This window comes from Mycobacteroides chelonae CCUG 47445, assembly GCF_001632805.1.
GTDB lineage: Bacteria > Actinomycetota > Actinomycetes > Mycobacteriales > Mycobacteriaceae > Mycobacterium > Mycobacterium chelonae.
In genome coordinates this window covers 4,638,824-4,655,126 of the sequence record NZ_CP007220.1, presented here as the reverse complement: position 1 = coordinate 4,655,126, position 16,303 = coordinate 4,638,824, and the positions used below count along the sequence as shown (strand labels likewise).

At 64.5% G+C, this 16,303-nt stretch carries 16 protein-coding genes; 6 read left to right on the top strand and 10 right to left on the bottom strand.

The window, feature by feature from the left end; genetic code table 11:
* The first annotated feature begins 133 nt into the window (after positions 1-133).
* Positions 134-1,141, top strand: a complete 1,008-nt coding sequence (locus BB28_RS22675; RefSeq protein ID WP_046255155.1) for a L,D-transpeptidase — start codon at positions 134-136, stop codon at positions 1,139-1,141.
* 61 nt (positions 1,142-1,202) lie between these two features.
* Here BB28_RS22675 and BB28_RS22670 read toward each other — a convergent pair whose 3' ends face one another.
* Positions 1,203-3,185 (bottom strand): M13 family metallopeptidase, encoded by a 1,983-nt coding sequence (locus BB28_RS22670; RefSeq protein WP_046255154.1) that lies wholly within the window; start codon positions 3,183-3,185, stop codon positions 1,203-1,205.
* A 126-nt stretch (positions 3,186-3,311) separates the two neighbouring features.
* Between BB28_RS22670 and BB28_RS22665 the strand changes: the two genes are divergently transcribed.
* Together BB28_RS22665 and BB28_RS22660 are read left to right on the top strand one after the other, a co-directional pair.
* Positions 3,312-3,791 (top strand): hypothetical protein, encoded by a 480-nt coding sequence (locus BB28_RS22665; protein WP_046256099.1) that lies wholly within the window; start codon positions 3,312-3,314, stop codon positions 3,789-3,791.
* Positions 3,788-4,501: a hypothetical protein gene (locus BB28_RS22660; RefSeq protein WP_046255153.1), complete on the top strand. Its 714-nt coding sequence runs from the start codon at positions 3,788-3,790 to the stop codon at positions 4,499-4,501. Before BB28_RS22665 ends, BB28_RS22660 begins: the two co-directional genes overlap by 4 nt.
* Here BB28_RS22660 and BB28_RS22655 read toward each other — a convergent pair.
* The gene (locus BB28_RS22655; protein ID WP_046255152.1) at positions 4,498-4,917 is read right to left on the bottom strand and encodes a CoA-binding protein; all 420 of its coding nucleotides are present in this window, start codon (positions 4,915-4,917) and stop codon (positions 4,498-4,500) included. The genes BB28_RS22660 and BB28_RS22655 overlap by 4 nt on opposite strands.
* Before the next feature lie 80 nt (positions 4,918-4,997).
* On the opposite strand from BB28_RS22655, the gene BB28_RS22650 reads away from it, so the two are divergent.
* Positions 4,998-6,233, top strand: coding sequence for a GNAT family N-acetyltransferase (locus BB28_RS22650; protein WP_046255151.1), 1,236 nt, complete (start codon positions 4,998-5,000; stop codon positions 6,231-6,233).
* On the opposite strand, the gene BB28_RS22645 is transcribed toward BB28_RS22650, so the two are convergent.
* The 3 genes from BB28_RS22645 to BB28_RS22635 form a co-directional block, all read right to left on the bottom strand.
* Entirely contained in the window at positions 6,234-6,677 is a 444-nt protein-coding gene (locus BB28_RS22645) for a CD225/dispanin family protein (protein WP_046255150.1), read from the bottom strand. It lies immediately after the preceding gene.
* A 109-nt stretch (positions 6,678-6,786) separates the two neighbouring features.
* Entirely contained in the window at positions 6,787-7,317 is a 531-nt protein-coding gene (locus BB28_RS22640) for a helix-turn-helix domain-containing protein (protein WP_046255149.1), read from the bottom strand.
* A complete protein-coding gene (locus BB28_RS22635) occupies positions 7,314-10,088 on the bottom strand; it encodes an MMPL family transporter (protein ID WP_046255148.1) in 2,775 nt (924 codons plus the stop codon). The genes BB28_RS22640 and BB28_RS22635 overlap by 4 nt, the downstream gene beginning before the upstream one ends.
* A gap of 353 nt (positions 10,089-10,441) precedes the next feature.
* On the opposite strand from BB28_RS22635, the gene BB28_RS22630 reads away from it, so the two are divergent.
* On the top strand, positions 10,442-11,188 hold the full coding sequence (locus BB28_RS22630; protein ID WP_046255147.1) for a hemophore-related protein: 747 nt from the start codon (positions 10,442-10,444) through the stop codon (positions 11,186-11,188).
* 84 nt (positions 11,189-11,272) lie between these two features.
* Here BB28_RS22630 and BB28_RS25655 read toward each other — a convergent pair whose 3' ends face one another.
* The 5 genes from BB28_RS25655 to BB28_RS22610 form a co-directional block, all read right to left on the bottom strand.
* Positions 11,273-11,398 (bottom strand): hypothetical protein, encoded by a 126-nt coding sequence (locus BB28_RS25655; protein ID WP_046255146.1) that lies wholly within the window; start codon positions 11,396-11,398, stop codon positions 11,273-11,275.
* A gap of 77 nt (positions 11,399-11,475) precedes the next feature.
* Entirely contained in the window at positions 11,476-11,877 is a 402-nt protein-coding gene (locus BB28_RS22625; RefSeq protein WP_046255145.1) for a DUF3054 domain-containing protein, read from the bottom strand.
* A gap of 30 nt (positions 11,878-11,907) precedes the next feature.
* On the bottom strand, positions 11,908-12,447 hold the full coding sequence (locus BB28_RS22620) for a YceI family protein (RefSeq protein ID WP_046255144.1): 540 nt from the start codon (positions 12,445-12,447) through the stop codon (positions 11,908-11,910).
* 55 nt (positions 12,448-12,502) lie between these two features.
* Entirely contained in the window at positions 12,503-13,711 is a 1,209-nt protein-coding gene (locus BB28_RS22615) for a lysylphosphatidylglycerol synthase transmembrane domain-containing protein (protein ID WP_046255143.1), read from the bottom strand.
* Positions 13,712-13,738: 27 nt separating this feature from the next.
* Positions 13,739-15,262, bottom strand: coding sequence for an adenylate/guanylate cyclase domain-containing protein (locus tag BB28_RS22610; protein ID WP_030097357.1), 1,524 nt, complete (start codon positions 15,260-15,262; stop codon positions 13,739-13,741).
* A 142-nt stretch (positions 15,263-15,404) separates the two neighbouring features.
* Between BB28_RS22610 and BB28_RS22605 the strand changes: the two genes are divergently transcribed.
* Positions 15,405-16,283, top strand: a complete 879-nt coding sequence (locus BB28_RS22605; RefSeq protein ID WP_046255142.1) for an alpha/beta fold hydrolase — start codon at positions 15,405-15,407, stop codon at positions 16,281-16,283.
* Positions 16,284-16,303: the final 20 nt, after the last annotated feature.

Below are 16,303 nucleotides of genomic sequence, written 5' to 3'. Positions count from 1 at the left end.
GAATGTGACCTTTTCTAATCAACGGCGATAAGGCCTGGTCAAGACGTATTTTCTTGAACCAGTGAAACATCGTGTTGCCTGGTGGCGACGAACCCTATGACACACTGGATGTGTCGCGTCTACAGGAGTGAGCATGCTTGTCTTAACTCGTTGGTCCCGGCGCGCCCTCATCAGCGGTATCTGTGTTGCAGGACTGCTGGGTGCTGGCGTGATTCCTGCCCTCGCAGAGCCGGGTGACCCCGGCGATCCGGGTATTCAGGAACCGGCACCCCCACCGCCGCCGTTCGAGCTACCGCCGCCCCCGCCGCTGCCGTGGGAGCTGCCGCCGCCACCCGCGCCTGACGCGCCGCCTCCCGGCGAGGTTCCGCCGGCTCCGGCGCCGACCACGCCGCCTCCCGGGGCGCCTCCGACGGGCGATGTGCCGCCGCTACCGGTGGGCCTGTTGAAGAACTCGCCCAACAATGGCGATGTCGTTGGTGTGGCTCAGCCGGTGACGATCGTCTTCGCGGCTCCGGTGACAGACAAGAAGGCCGCCGAGGCCGCCGTGAAGATCACTACGTCGAAGCCCGCACCGGGATACTTCTACTGGTACACCGATCAGCAGCTGCGCTGGAAGCCCACCCAGTTCTGGCCCGCGAACACCGATGTGAACGTGAACGCCGGCGGGACCAAGTGGAGTTTCAAGGTCGGTGACGCATTCGTGTCCACGATCGATGACGCAACGTTCACGATGACGGTGACCCGCAACGGGGTGGTGGAACGCACCATGCCGATGTCGATGGGTAAGCACGACAAGAAGCACGAGACGAAGAACGGCACGTATTACGTCAGCGAGAAGTTCCAGAAGATGGTGATGGACTCGTCAACGTATGGAGTGCCGGTCAATTCGGCCGAGGGCTACAAGCTTGACGTCTACTGGGCCACCCGGTTGTCCAACTCCGGCATCTTCGTCCACGCCGCACCGTGGTCGGTCGGCCAGCAGGGCAAGAGTGATACCAGCCATGGCTGCATCAACCTGAGCACCGAGAACGCGACCTGGTACTTCAACCAGTCCCACCCTGGTGATCCGGTGATCGTGAAGAACTCGCCCGGTGGCCCGTACAAGGACTACGACGGCTACGACGATTGGCAGCGCTTCTAGATCTCCCTAGCGCACGAGAAAGCCCCCGGCCACTGGCCGGGGGCTTTCTCGTTGTGGGAGCTCAGCTCCAGATGCGTACGCGCTGATCGGCATCCAGGAACAGCTCGTCCTCGGCGCTCAGCTCGAAGGCTTCGTAGAACGCGTCGATGTTGCGGACCACGCCATTGCAGCGGAATTCAGGCGGGGAGTGCGGGTCTACCGACAGCCGCCGAATGGCCTCAGCCTCGCGGGCCTTTGTGCGCCACACCTGCGCCCAGCCGAAGAAGACCCGCTGTGCTCCGGTGAGTCCATCGATGACGGGGGCGGGGATGCCGCGCAGCGAGATCTCGTAGGCCAGTAGTGCGATCGAGAGACCGCCCAGATCGCCGATGTTCTCACCGACGGTAAACGCACCGTTGACGTGTTGATCGGAGAGCTCGCGGGGGACGAACTCGTCGTACTGTTTGATCAACGCCGTTGTACGCACTCCGAATTCGTCCCGGTCGGTATCGGTCCACCAGTTGACCAGGTTGCCCTCGCCGTCGTACTTGGAACCCTGATCGTCGAATCCATGACCTATCTCGTGGCCGATGACGGCACCGATGCCGCCGTAGTTGGCGGCGTCATCGGCGTCTGCATCGAAGAAGGGCGGCTGCAGAATCGCTGCGGGAAAGACGATTTCGTTCATTCCTGGGTTGTAGTAGGCGTTCACCGTCTGCGGGGTCATGAACCACTCGTCGCGATCGACGGGTCCGGCCAACTTGGCCAGTCCGCGGTCGCACTCGGCGGCTGTCGCACGCCGGACATTCCCCAGCAGGTCATCGCGCCGGATGGCGATAGTCGAGTAATCACGCCATGTGGCGGGGTAGCCGATCTTGGGGGTGAACTTGTCGAGCTTCTGCAGGGCACGTTCACGGGTCTCCGGCGTCATCCACTCCAGGTCGGTGATGCTGACCCGGTAGGCCTCACGCAGGTTGTCGACGAGAACCTCCATGCGCGCCTTGGCGTTCGGCGGGAAGTGGCGCGAGACATAGAGCTGGCCCACGGCCTCGCCGAGTAGTGACTCGACCACCGCGACACCGCGCTTCCAGCGGTCGCGGATCTGCTCGGTACCGGACAACGTGCGTCCGTAGAAGTCAAAGTTCTCTGCCACCAGCGGTTCGGTGAGGTACGCCGCGCGGGCGCAGATGAGTCGCCAGCTTGCCCAGAGCTTCCAATCACTCAACGGCTCCGTGGCCCAGAGGCTCGCGAAGGCGGTCAGGTAGTCGGGCTGTCGCACCACCAGTTCGGTGACTTGGCCGGTGGTGGCGCCCAGCCCGGAGATCCATCCGTCCCAATCGAATCCGGGGGCGGTGTGCTCCAGGTCCGCGAACCGCACCAGGTTGTAGCTCAGCTCGGCATCGCGCCGCTTCACGACGTCCCAGTGTCCTGCGGCGATCTTGGTCTCCAGCGCGAGGATTCGGTCGGCGGTATCGGCGTGGTCACCCTCGCCGTACACGAGCGTGAACATGGCGGCGATATGGGTGCGATACGCCTCGCGCGTCGCCGCGTGCTGCTCTTCCCGGTAGTAGGACTCATCAGGCAGGCCCAGGCCGGACTGGCTGATGTGCAGGAGGTAGCGGGAGGAATCCTTGGCATCGGTGTCCACGTAGCAGCCCACCCCGCTGCCGGCGCCGGCCCGCTGCAACGTACCCATGACAGCGGCCAGTGCGGTGACATCGGCAGCCGAGGTGACCCCCTCCAGCTCCTGATGAAGCGGTGCCAGGCCGACAGCTGCCACGGTCTCGATGTCCATGAAACTCGTGAACAGGTCGCCGATCTTCTGCGCCTCGGTACCTTCGGGTGCACCCGAGTCGGCGGCCTCCGTGATGATGCCGCGCACCTGCTCCTCGGCGCGGTCGAACAGAGTTCGGAACGCTCCGTCGACGGCACGGTCGGCTGGAATGGAGTACTCGGCGAGCCAGCGCCCATTGACGTGGCCGAACAGGTCATCCTGCGGGCGGATGGATTCGTCGCGGTAGCTCAGGTCGATACCGGATTTTGGCAGCACGGATTCTGTCGTCACCCGTCCATGGTGGCATGGGTCGCTAGGGTGAGGCCCGTGAGCAAAGAGGCCCCGGCGACCAGCCAAGGCAGTGCAGACGGACCCGTCGTCTCCCGGTACGGCGTGCTGTCGGCCGTTCTTGGCGCGATCACGGTTGTCGCTCTGGTGCTTTCGGTCTTCATCGTCGCCGGCCATCGCAGCCAAGCGGCCCGCGACCGCTACGACTCCCGCGTGCTTGATACCGCGGTGACCTGGGTCAACACCTTGATCAACATGAAGAAGGGCAATGTCGACTCCAGTGTGCAGATGCTGCAGGACGGTACTGCTGGGCAGCTGAGTGATCATCTGGGGGAGATGCTCGCGGGCGTCGTGAAGCTCGCGCGAACGGTCGATGCCGACGCGGCGGGAGAGATCGATGCGGTGGCCATGGACAGGGTCGGCGCGAGAATTCCCGATGAGGACATCGGCCTGCCTTCCGTGGAGCGGGTGGATCGCGTCATGGTGGTGGCCACGTCCGTGACGCGCGATGCCAATGCCGCCCCGAAGATCAATCAATGGCACCTCCGGCTTGCGGTGTCCAAGGTTGGGGACCAGTTGCTGGTCACTGGTCTGGAGCTGCTGCGATGAGCCGTAATGTACTGCGGGTCATCATCTTTGACCTATTGGTGCCGTTCGTGACGATGCTGGCGATTGTCGAGCTTGGCGTGATACTGCGCTGGCCCACCTGGTGGGTGGTGGTGTGCACGGCATCATGTCTGCTTATCGCTCAAGGGTTGGCCGTGAACGCCTATCTGGCCCGACGTGATTCGGTGACCGTCGGCACCGACGATGACGGACCGGCCCTGCGTACCGGGATCGTCGCACTGGCCACGATTTCGGTGCTGTCGGTTGCGGTCGTGGGATACCGGCATTGGACGATTCCCGACCGCGAGGGGAACGCGGACCGCGCGTCCGTGACCGGCGTCGTCGCGGCGGTGGCCGAGGCGGTGGTGAATTTCGCCCCGGGTAGTCCGGATTCGTACGTGCGCAAGGCCACCGAGCATATGACGGAAGGACAGGGGCAATCCTTCACGCGTGACTTCGACAGGGCTACTGCCGAGCTCAAGGCCAAGGGAATCTCGCAGCAGGGTGAGATCATCTCGGTGGGTATCGAAGCCCTCGGACCCGAAGACGCCGTGACCGCCGCCCTGGTGCGACGCACGAGCGTTGCCGCAAAAACGCAACCCGAAGAGTCGGTGCTGGCGCTGCGGATGACCCTTGCCAAACGTGATGGCCGCTGGCTCGTGGACAACATCGCACCGATCGACCGGATCGGCGCGCGGCCGCCCAGGGGCTAACGCGAACTGATACGAGCGAATTCGATTTCGGTACAGCGGTCCATGACAACCTGCAACCCAGCATCGGTGGCCTTGTTCGCGGCGTCGATATCGACGAGATCGAGCTGGAACCAGAGTGTGCGTGCACCGATGTCGATGGCCTCTTGGGTGATGCCCGCCAATTCCTCGCGGCGGCGGAACACATCGACGAGGTCGGGTGTCTCCGGCAGCGCCGCAAGACTCGGGTAGACCCTCTGACCGTCGAGCTCGGAGATCGTCGGATTCACCAAGAAGATTCGGTAAGGACTGTGTGTGGCCAGATAGCGGTAGACGCCGTGACTCGGCCGGTCGGGATTGGCCGAAACTCCAACGATGGCAATGGTCTTTGTTGCCAGCAGTATCTCGGCGATTGCCGTGTCATCGGGGGCAGTCCACACCGCGGTTCCTTTCCTCCTGACCCGTAGCACGCCGAAAACTCAAGTGACAGGTCCTGGCATGGCACGGTAGACATGGGTATGTGTCTGAGCTGACCCTACGCACCATTCAAGACGAGGACGACTACCAGTCGTACGTGAGCTTCGCGTACTCCGTGTTCCTGCAGGATCCCCAGCAGGATGAGATAGAGGCTAGCCGCAAGTTCACCGAGCTGGACCGGATGATCGGATTCCACAACGGACGCAAGTGGGTGGCGACGGCGGGTGCATACAGCCGTCACGTGGTGCTACCGGGCGGAACGGTCGCACCGGTTGCCGCCATCACCGCGGTCACCGTGGCGCCAACGCATCGGCGCCGCGGGCTGTTGACCACGATGATGCGCCGGCAACTGGAGGACGTCCGCTCGCGCGGTGAGGCCATCGCCATGCTGTTCGCCTCGGAAGCGTTGATCTACGGCCGATTTGGCTATGGAGTCGCGACGGAAGCCGCGGAATTGTCTGGCCGGGTCAAGGAGCTGGCTTTCCGGCCGGATGTGGATCTAGGCGACGGCACCCTGGAGGAGGTAGACGCCGCCACCTTCCTGGCATCGGCGCCGGCTGTGTATGACGACGCCATCGCCGAACTACCCGGCCAAATGTCCCGTACGCCCGAGTGGTGGGCGATTTGGACGCTGGATAACGAGGAACGCCAGAAGGAGTCCGGCAAGATCCGCTTCGTCCTGCATTACGAATCCGATGGAACAGTCAGCGGATTCGCTATCTATCGGCCGAAGCCGGGGTGGGGCGACGCGGGCCCCGACGCGGAGCTGCATGTGCACGAGGTGCTGGGTGCCAACCCGCGCGCGTACGCCCGGACGTGGCGTTACCTGCTGGATATGGATCTGGTGCGCAAGATCAAATACCACGGCGCATCGGTGCATGAGGAGCTGCGTTACCTGGTGGCCAACCACTCGGCCCTGGAATGCACTGTGAGCGATGCGATCCACGTGCGACTGGTTGATGTTGCGAAGGCGCTGTCGCAACGGCGCTACGCCACCGAGGTGGACGTGGTGCTGGAGGTCACCGATGAATTCCTGCCAGAGAATTCGGAACGCTACCGTCTGCGCGGCAGTCTGACTGGTGCGAGCTGCGAAATCACCACGGCGGACGCCGATATCGCGTTGACCGTGCGCGATCTCGGGTCCGCCTACATGGGTGGGGTGAGCCTGCAGGCGTTGGCCAGGGCAGGTTTGGTCAGAGAACTTCGAGCAGGCGCGGTGCAACGGGCCGCCATTGCATTCGGCTGGCCCGTTGCACCTAGTGCACCCGATGACTTCTAACTAGTTGTCGCGACCGGGACGGCCCATCGGGCCTGGGCCGTTCCATCCGTCGTCATCCCAGGTGCGATGCCAGCCGCCGTGGTGCCCCCAACCGCCACCGCCGCCACCATGCGTGTGCCACCAAATGGCGCATGCGATACGGAAGGCGATGAACAGGAACAGCAGTACCAGGCCGGTCAGCAAGGCGATCTTGCCGAGGAGCTTGGCGCGGTCCGAGGATTCCTGCGCGCGGTCGTACTGGCCAGTGAGCCAGTACTGGGTGACGTTCAATGCATTGGTAAATGCGCTGAACGCCAACGGCCAGAAGAAGACAATGGAGGCCACTGCCCAGCCGACATTGGTGGGGGGAGGCTTCGGAGCTCCCGCATGAGCCGTCGGTGCGGGCGGGGGCGCGGCCGTCGAAATGGCGCCGGTAGGTTCGTCGGTTTTCGTCTCGTCGGTCATGGCACGAGGTTAGGCCGATTTCAGGCGGGCTGCCATAACGATCGGACAGCTCTCAGGGAACTGACATTGGTTACGCAGGTACCCGGATGTAACGCGATGTGCCTGGCGGCTATCCGCGGGGACGGGTGCGCCCGAACCGCCGGGCGACCCGGCGCATCCGCACCAGCATCGCGACCGAGGGGCTGGTTGTGCCCGCCAGGTACGAGGAGAGTTCGCCACTTGAAACACCTATGCGGGAAGCAAACTCGGCCTGGCGCAGACCGGATGCCTCGAACAGCAGGTTGATCTCGTTGGCTGCTTCTCGTTGTTCGGCTTCGGCAAGGTTGTCGCGCGCCCGGGTGAGGACTTCTTGCAGCACGGTCGAAATGCCGTAGAGCTCATCGGCGCCCACGACTTCCTCTACCTGGCGTGCGGTTCGTCCGAACGGATCGCGCTTGAGCGCGTGGACGATCGCCTGCCAATCGGAAAGGTCGCCACTTTGCAGGGCATCGAGTATCTCGGAGGTGGTCCAGTGGGTGACCGGCTTGTCACTGCGCCCCGGCTGCTCGGTGTGAGCGGAATTGGAGCCGATGTCACCGGAACCCGAAGGCTCGTCGGGCACTTCGGGTGAGACGGCTGGAGCGTCGCTCGTGACCGTCACCTCGCATCCTCCAACATCGCCACCGCCACGGACAGGCACTGCCTGCGCACCGTGGGGCATTCCATTGAGCCGTCACCGGGCTTCGGGTCAGCGAGCCGTCGCACCAGCTGACTGGAAACCCACCTCTGATTGGACTGTACACAGTAATGCTGATCGAGACCGGCGAGGACCTTTGCCGCGGTCTGCGGTTCCATCAGCGAAGCGAGCCGGGCGAACTCGGTGTAATCGCGTTCGGCGTTGCGGCGCATCAACAACAGTCCTTGCATGCGCAGTGCTTCAGCGTCGGTGGGCACCACACACTTTTGCCCTGTCGGCAGCTTTACCTGGGTGATTTCGACCGGTGTCACCCGTGAGAGGGGGCCTGGCATGGCGACGGTGTCGGCATCGGTTCCGTTTTTGCCGGCCTGCAGTGCCTCCAGCGCCACAGTCAAGTTGTCACGCCAGCGGTCCACGAGCACCGACTGGGCGTCGGGTGCGGTGACGGTGCCGCCATCGGCGAGTCGCTTGAGCCGGGCCGCCGAGACAGCGATGGCGTGGTAATCAATACGCGGTTCCTCGAGCCCGGATCCCTGAAGTCGCAGCGCGCTCTCGGTATGCGGGCCCGGAAGCTCGTCGACACACGGGGTTTCGAAATCCACAGTGGGCAGTACCCGATCCAGCCAACCCGGAAGCCACCAGTTGCGCTGGTTGAACATCGCCATCAGCGCCGGTACCAGCACCAAGCGCACTACCGTCGCATCGACGGCGATGGCCACCGCACACGCGACGCCCAGCTGTGCGACCAACGGCATTCCGGCGAACGCAAATCCGATGAACACCGCGATCATGATCAGCGCCGCGCTGGTGATGGTGCGCGCGCTTGTCCGTACGCCGAACGAGACCGCGTCGGCGCAATCACCGGTGCGCAGATAGCGCTCGCGCACGCGTGCCAGCAGGAAGATCTCGTAGTCCATGGTGAGACCGAAGGTCAGTGCGAGCGCTAACGGCGGGATGCTGCTGTCGATGTTGGCCTTGTGGAAGCCCAGGAATTCCAGCCATCCCCATTGGAAGACGATCACCAGGCTGCCGTAGGCGGCGGCGACCGAGAGCACCGTCATCACCACACCCTTGAGCGCCAGCACCGGTGAACGCAGCGTGGCCAGCAGCATGACGAATGCGAGGACACAGACGAAAGCGAACACTCCCAACAGTGCGTGTTCCACCCTGTTGTCGTAGTCGAACAGCAACGCGGTAGGCCCGCCGACGCTGATATCGGCACCCGAATTCTTGAGTGCGTCGGGCACATTCGTGCGTAGCCAGCTGACGGTGTCGCGGGCGGCGTTTGCCTCGGGGTCTACCGACAGCACTGCCGAGATCAGCGCGTCATGCCCACCCGTGGAAAAGATCGGATCGGTGACCCGCGCGATGTTGGGGGCCTGCGCGATTGTCTCCTTCGCGTTCTCAAGGGCTTGCGCATGCTGAGGATCTTGCGCGTTGCCGTCGAAGGTGAGCAGTATCTGCACCGGTCCGAGCGCACCTGGTCCCATCGCGACGGCCGCAGCGTCGATGCCCCGGCGGATCTCATGCGACGAATCGAATTGGCGCAACATGCTATTGGAGACTTGCATATGCAGGCTCGGTGCGGCCAGTGCGAGCAGGAAAATCGAAGCGCCCAGCGCGGATAGCCAGGGCCTGCGCATGACCTCTTGGGTCCACTTGCGCCAGAATGGAATTGAATGCTTGCGCAGCGGTGAGGCACGCAGGAGTCGGGACTGGTTGGCCGCGGCCTTACCGAAGATGGCGAGCAGCGCGGGCATCAGAGTGGTGGAGCTGAGAACGGCGATCGCGACGACGATGATGGCGCCGGAGGCCATCGATGCCAACGCGGGGGTTCCGATCAAGTAGATGCCCGTAAGTGCGGCGATCACCGTCAGGCCGGAGAATGTGACGGTGAGCCCGGAGGTGGCCATGGCCGCGGCGATCGCCTCCTGCCGGTTCTTCCCCGAGTTCAGCTCCTCGCGGTATCGCATGAGGATGAAAAGGGAGTAGTCCACCGCGACGGCGAGGCCGATCATGGTCACCGTCGGCAGGGCGAATACCGAGATAGTGGTGATGTTCGACAGCGCGAGGACGATCGCGACACTCAATGCGACCGTGCACAGGCCCAGGAGCAGGGGCAGCGAGGCCGCGGCCAGGGAGCCGAATGCGGCGATCAGCACGATCAGGATGACCGGGATGTTCCACTTCTCGGCCTGCTTGATGTCCCCGGCGATCTGTTCGGTCATCGCGGCGCCCAGCGCACCTTGGCCGATGACATAGAGGGATACCCGGCCCCCGGCGATCTGCCCGGGCTCGCCGCCGTGCACACCTATCTTCTTGCGAAGGTCCTTGGCGATGTCGGTCGCGCCGGTGTTATCGAAGCCGATCCGCAGGGTCACGACGAACGGACGATCCGGCTGCGGGGTCAGCTGTGGGGGGATGGGCTCGACCGAAACCTGAGGGATCTGCGCCGCCACCTGCTTGAGGTAGTCGACGGCGGCGGTCATATCGGCGACGGTCGCATCGGGCCGGGGCGCGGCGACCAGCGCCAGCGGGGAGGCGCCGTGATCACGGAACCCGGTCTCCATCGCGTCGTGCACCTTCAGCGACTGTGAACCGGCGACCTCGAAACCACCACCGGTGAGCTTTTCTCCATGACTGGCCACCAGGCCCACCGCGGAGGCAATAAGAATCAGCCAGACAGCGACCGTCAACCACCGATACCTGCGAAGGTAGTCGCTGGTGCGCATCATGACTGACTGCACGATGGTTCCTGTCGTTCGGTGTGACGCACGCAGTCTCCTGTGGCGTGGTCGTGATGCTACAGCAACGCGACCAACCTCGCCCCCTGTCTGTATATATCCCGGCAACCTGCGATGACACGTTTACTAACAACCTGCCTTGGCGAAAAACCAGTGGTGGCTGGACATGCTTTTCGCGCTCCCTGGCAACGTTGTGCTGATCCAAAAATAGGATCTTGAAATTCAGAATCTGGCCGACGATAAAGAGTGGGTAACGCTCTGGTCACTACGCGCGTGCGTGTTTCGAAATGGCGCCGAATTTCGATACGTTGGCTGTAATCCCCCAACCAAGTAGGAGGAATGTCATGTCAGCCACAACCTCGCGGCGCACGGCCTACGGCTTGCTGAGCGCAGGTGTTCTCGCTGGCGGGCTCGCGATGAGCGCCCTGGCACCGATTGCCGCGGCCGAACCAATCCCCCCGGTCCCCGCCCCGGCTCCGGCGGCTCCCGTCGCACCGGCACCCGCCCCGAACGCCGCCGCACCCGCTGCGGCGACGGTGACTCCGGCCACACCCACGCCGGACGGATGCCAGGCCAGCAAGATGACCAAGACCGTCGGCAACGTGGTGCAGAACGCTGCGGGCTACCTGGAGCAGCATCCGGATGTGGACGCGGCCTTCACCGAGATCAAGGCCGCCCCGCAGGACCAGATCGCCGCGAAGACGCAGAGTTATCTGGTGTCGCGGCCTGATGTGGCCGGTTCGCTCGGCGGCATCGCCGCACCGCTCAATGACCTGCGCACCAAGTGCGGTCTGCCCCTGGACCTGGCCCAGGTGGTCAACGGTGGCGGACTGAACCCGGCCGCGATGGGCGTCAACCCCGCGCTGCTGACCGCGCTGTCGCAGAACCCGGCAGCACAGCAGGTGGCGCAGAACCCGGCCGCACAGGCTCTCGTGCAGAACCCGGCAGTGCAGTCCGCGATTCAGAACCAGGCACCGGCTGCCAGCTTCCCGCAGGGCCCCGGTCCCGCGCCCGGACCGGCTCCTGCCGCCACCGCTCCGGCTCCGGCCGGCCCGGTGGGCACAGGTCCCGCCCCCGGTCCGCGCGTCTAAGGGCACATACGTCATTCGAGTGCGAGTCTGGCGCGGATTTCCCTGGAGATATCCGCGCGAGGCTCGCACTCGGTGTTTGGGGGGTTAGTGGGTCAGGGCTTCCGGGCCCGCCGCGGGGGAGATGTCATCGTGGCGGTTGAGATACCGCACCGACAGCAGCACTACGGCATAACCGGCGAGGGGCACCAGCACGGCGGCGAGACCTTCCATACAGCCAGCTTGCGGGGGCGCCGGCCGTGTATCCAAGCGCGTTGACGAGATCCTGACGGCGGCTCGCTATTTATTGATCAGCTGCGGGCTGTTCCGACAAGCCGGTTCGCGATGACGCGCCATCCCAGCAGAAATAGGGCAGTCACCAGCGAGGCGACGATGACAAAGCTGAACGCCACGCCCTGGTTGCTCAGGCGGCGCAAGATCATCCCGAACAGCACCGTGCAGACCCACACCGCGATGCCGGTGTGGGCGACGGATGTCGGACGCGACCAACCACGGCTCAGCAGCCAACCGACTCCGGCGCCCGACAAGAATGGCCACGCCGTCTCCCACACACCCACCAGCGTGATGCCTTCGGCGTGGCTGCGCCGGCCGATGGTGCAGAAGACCAAGACGCCGATGACATCCAGTACCAGGGAGAGCAGTACGGATGTCACCGGCGCTTGGGGCGACGAATTCTCTTGCGCGCTGGGCATTCCCCGACCGTAGCGGGTGCCGTGCGGCGGTCAGTTGGAGGGTGCCTCCGGGTGCCCGGCTTCGATGTTGAAGGTCAGTGTGACCTTCTCGCCAACCAGTCCGGCACCGCCGGTGACGCCGAAGTCGCCGCGGTTGATCTCGGCGCCGGCTTCGAAGCCGGCGACAGCGCCACCCTGTGCTCCGTGGCCGACGCCCTCCAGCGACAGGTTCAGCGAGACCGGCTGGGTGACGCCGTGCAGGGTCAGTTCGCCGTCGACGATGTAGTCGTCACCGTCGGCGCGCACCGAGGTGGACCGGTAGGTGGCGGTGGGGTGGTTGTCGGTGTCGAAGAAGTCGGCCGAACGCAGGTGGCCGTCGCGCTGGTCGTTGCGGGTGTCGACAGAGGCCACGTTGATGGTGGCCGATACCGAGGGAGTGCCGTCCTCGGCGACGGTGATGTCACCGCTGAAGTCGGTAAACGAGCCGCGAACCTTCGAAACGCCCAGGTGGCGTACGGAGAAGCTGATGTCTGAGTGAACCGGGTCGATGGTCCAGGTTCCGGGGGCGAGAACTGGCGTGGTGGTGGTCATGAATGCTCCTCAAAGTTGGGGTAGGACATTCATGCCAACCGGACCACAGTCCGCTTTATTTCGGAGGATCGGAAGAATTTTTTGGAGGGTCGGCGGGACGGGCGTCAGGCCCGGGCTCGGGCTCCTTGGATGGGCTCGGCGTGGCGTCGGGGTCGATCTGGCTCTCGTTGCGGAAGAGGAAGAAGAAGATGACCCAGCCGATCGCGGAGATGAAGATCCAGCTGACCGCTCGGTAGATGAGCATGGCGGAGATCGCGTCGGGCAGGGTCATCCCGGAGGACACCAGACCGGGAACCAGGAAGGCCTCCACCACCAGTAGGCCACCGGGCATGAGTGGGAGCGAACCTGCGGCCCGCGCCGCGGCATAGGCGACCATGACACCGACCAGGGAGGGGCGGCTGCCCACGGCGTAGGCCGCGAAGGCCAGGCACGCCACATCGGCGATCCAGTTGAACAGCGACCAGCCGAACGCCTCGCCGAGGGCTCGCCGGGTCAGCGTCACCGCTTCCATCTGCTTGAGGATCTCGCGCCAGCGCGCCACCCCCATCATCGGCGGCTTACCGCGGACATCGTTGACCCAGCGAAGGACTCGCACGCCGATGCCGTCGAGCATCTCCGGTCGCGATGCGACCGCCTGCGCCAAGAGCAAGATGGCCAACAGTCCGCCGATGCTGAAGATCAGCGAGAACGGGTTGGTTTTGGCACCCAACAGGAACGCCCCGCCCAATCCCAGGATCGCCAAACCCACCGCCTGCAGCACCCCGGACATCACTAACTGCCAGGAGGCCACGACCGGGGTCGCCCCCCAGAGCCGCTGCTGCCGATAGATAAAGGTGGCCGAGAGCACGGGTCCGCCGGGCAACGTGGTGCTCAACGCGTTGCCGGCGTAGAAAGCGGCCTCAGAGCGCCATTGACGTATCTTCACGCCCGCCGAACGCAGCAGCGTGCGCTGGATCTGCGCGAAGCTGTGCATCGAGGCCATCGCCGCGAACGCTGCCGCCAGCACCCACCACGGGTTGGCCGTCTTGAGGCTGCGCCAGGCCGATGCCAGCTGATCAGAGACGAATCCGATTTCCACCGCGAGCACGATGGCGAGGACCACGAGGACCGCCCAGCGGATCCACCAGTACTTTCCCCGCTGCTTGATGACGGGTTGGGGCGCGGTATCCGCTTCGGGATCGTCCGGGCACTGGGCCGGACCGCTTCCTTCGGGCGGCGTACAGCCGCCGTCGAGTGGGTCACGGTCATCGGGCACGGGCACCACAGTAACGGCGCGGACTGGCCACTTCTTTCAGGTTCCCGCAGGCCACGCTAGGTGTGTCGCCCTGGTGCGGCCCCGGAGCAGCACAGAGTCGCCATGATCCCAGTGTTTTTGTTCATCGGGGTCGGCGAAATAGAGCGCATTTGTGGAGGCGAGCAGGCGGCTGGGCCGGTGTTTGGCGAGCTCGGTGAGTCGCGAAGCCTCATTCACCGGGTCGCCGATCACCGAGTACTCATAGCGTTCGGGTGCGCCGACGTTCCCGGCGACCGCCAGTCCGGCCGAGACCCCGATGGCGAATTCGAAGGGATGGGGGAAATCCTCGTTGAGCCGGTCGCGCAGTTCTCGGGCCGCCGCGAGGCAGGCGGTAGTGGCATCCGGGCGGTGCAATGGGGCGCCGAAGACCGATAGTGCTTCGTCGCCGACGAATTTGTTGACGAAGCCGCCGCGGCTGTCGACCACTTCCACCACGATGCGGAAGAAGTCGTTGAGGATGGTGAGTACTTCTTCGGGGTCGCGGTCGGAAGCCATCGACGTCGAACCGATCATGTCGACGAAGAACACTGCGACATAACGGTTCTCGCCGCCGAGGTTGGTACCCAGCTGCAGGGCCTGGCTCGCCACGTCGGCACCCACGTGCTTACCGAATAGTTCGCGCAGCTGACGACGTTCCTCACCCACCTGCATCATCCGGTTGAATCCGGCCTGCAAGACGCCCAGCTCGCTGCCGTCGTAGACGTCGACGCGCGCCTCGAAGTCACCCTGCGCCACATCGCTGATGGCGGTGCGCAGCTGGCGCACCGGGTCGGCCAACTGTCCGGCGGTAAGCAGGGCGAGCCCGTAACTGCCGACCAGGGTGGTCGAGACGATAAGCAGGACGGTAAGGGCAAGGTCGCGCGTGGAGGTCAAGTCCTCCGGCTTCCAGAGGGCCATGCCGCACAACGCGATGATCCCGATGGCCGGCGCCAGTGTGCCGATCCACCAGCTCAGGCGGACTCGGACGAATACAGAGGGGGCGAATCGTCCGTGAAACTCGCTGGCGCTCAACGCTTTGGCTGCGATGGGGCGCAGGATGCGCTCACCGAGTAAGTAGGTGAGGCCGAAGCTGGCCGTCGCCGATTGCACACACCCGATGATGGTGGCCAGAGTCCACTTGGAGTCGTGCATGGCGCCCACCGCGATGAACACTCCCGCGCCGATGGCCCAACCACCGAGGTGCAGTAGCGACTGCTGAAGGGGTGCGGTCAACGCGGTGCGTAACTCCAACGCGGTGGGCGGCCCGCCTCGGCAGTACCAGCGGGCAAGCCGGTGTTCCATGTGCAGTGCCCAGCCCACGCTGGTGACGATCATGACTCCGAACAGAAGCCAGAACAGCGGGGGACCGTTCTCGAAGACCCAGTCGTCGGCCGGCCGTTTGAACGGCATCCAATGGCGCAGAAAGTAGAACAGCAACAGCAGGGTGGCGGCATTGATGCCGACCATCGATGCCACGAACACCGTCCAGCGGGGGCCCAGCACATGCATGGCCCGAAACCATTCGCGCAGCCGTTCCATCACCCAGGTATTCCGATCGGTCTACTTCACTTGTACTCTTATCCGTCCGCTATGACGAAGCATGCCAGTTCTTGCAGGTCTTACGGATGCGTATGCAGAGGCCGCGCTCGCGCCACGGAACCTACTGCGCGGTAGGGTTCGGTTCATGACGCAGCGCAGCATGCCCGTCCTCGAGGGCGTGACCCACGAATATGTGCAAGCCGGGGACGTGAAGATCCACGTCGCCGTAGCCGGACCGCAGGATGGACGACCGGTCGTGTTGTTGCATGGCTGGCCCGAGAACTGGTGGATGTGGCACAAGGTGATTCCCGCCCTGGCCGATGCCGGATACCGGGTGCACGCCATCGATCTTCGTGGCGCCGGGTGGAGCGAGGTCGCTCCGGCGGGCTATGAGAAGGAGCAGTTCGCCTCCGATGTGCTGGCCGCGGCCGATGCACTGGGGCTCGAATCCTTCGATCTGGTCGGACACGACTGGGGTGGCTGGACGGCGCAGCTGGTGGCCCTGAAGGCGCCGTCGCGGATCAAGCGGCTGGCCATCCTCAACATTCCGCCGGTGTGGCAGGAGCCGGGACGCGTCGCCAGGCATGCCCACAAGCTGGCCTATCAGCTCGTGGTGGGAGCTCCCGTCGTCGGACCGCTGTCGCACCTGTCGCCGACCCTGTGGTGGTTCATCCGCCGTAGCGGCATGCCCAAGGAATCGGTGGACTTCTTCCGAGGCTGTTTCCGTGACCGCGACCGCCGGGTGGCCGGATCCAAGATCTACCGGTCGATGGTCGGCAAGGAATTCGCCCGGTTGGCACGCGGCCCATACGACGATCAGAAACTCGCGATGCCGGTCCGGGTGCTGTTCGGGCTCGACGATGTCGCCGTGCACCCGTCGCTGCTTGACGGCTTCAAAGACCACGCCGACGATCTGAACATCACCGAGGTGCCCAACTGTGGTCACTTCATCGTCGACGAGCAGCCCGAGCTCGTCGTGAAGTGGCTGACCGAGGTACTCGCCGAGCCTGCGCCGAAGGGATAGTTGCTGAATTGTTCAGCTCT

Bases quoted from the DNA above. Each gene is read 5' to 3' on its own strand.
- BB28_RS22625 (WP_046255145.1), bottom strand. From the start codon at position 11,877: ATGCCCAGCGCGCAAGAGAATTCGTCGCCCCAAGCGCCGGTGACATCC.
- BB28_RS22675 (WP_046255155.1), top strand. From the start codon at position 134: ATGCTTGTCTTAACTCGTTGGTCCCGGCGCGCCCTCATCAGCGGTATC.
- BB28_RS22645 (WP_046255150.1), bottom strand. From the start codon at position 6,677: ATGACCGACGAGACGAAAACCGACGAACCTACCGGCGCCATTTCGACG.
- BB28_RS22660 (WP_046255153.1), top strand. From the start codon at position 3,788: ATGAGCCGTAATGTACTGCGGGTCATCATCTTTGACCTATTGGTGCCG.
- BB28_RS22620 (WP_046255144.1), bottom strand. From the start codon at position 12,447: ATGACCACCACCACGCCAGTTCTCGCCCCCGGAACCTGGACCATCGAC.
- BB28_RS22630 (WP_046255147.1), top strand. From the start codon at position 10,442: ATGTCAGCCACAACCTCGCGGCGCACGGCCTACGGCTTGCTGAGCGCA.
- BB28_RS25655 (WP_046255146.1), bottom strand. From the start codon at position 11,398: ATGGAAGGTCTCGCCGCCGTGCTGGTGCCCCTCGCCGGTTATGCCGTA.
- BB28_RS22635 (WP_046255148.1), bottom strand. From the start codon at position 10,088: ATGATGCGCACCAGCGACTACCTTCGCAGGTATCGGTGGTTGACGGTC.
- BB28_RS22605 (WP_046255142.1), top strand. From the start codon at position 15,405: ATGACGCAGCGCAGCATGCCCGTCCTCGAGGGCGTGACCCACGAATAT.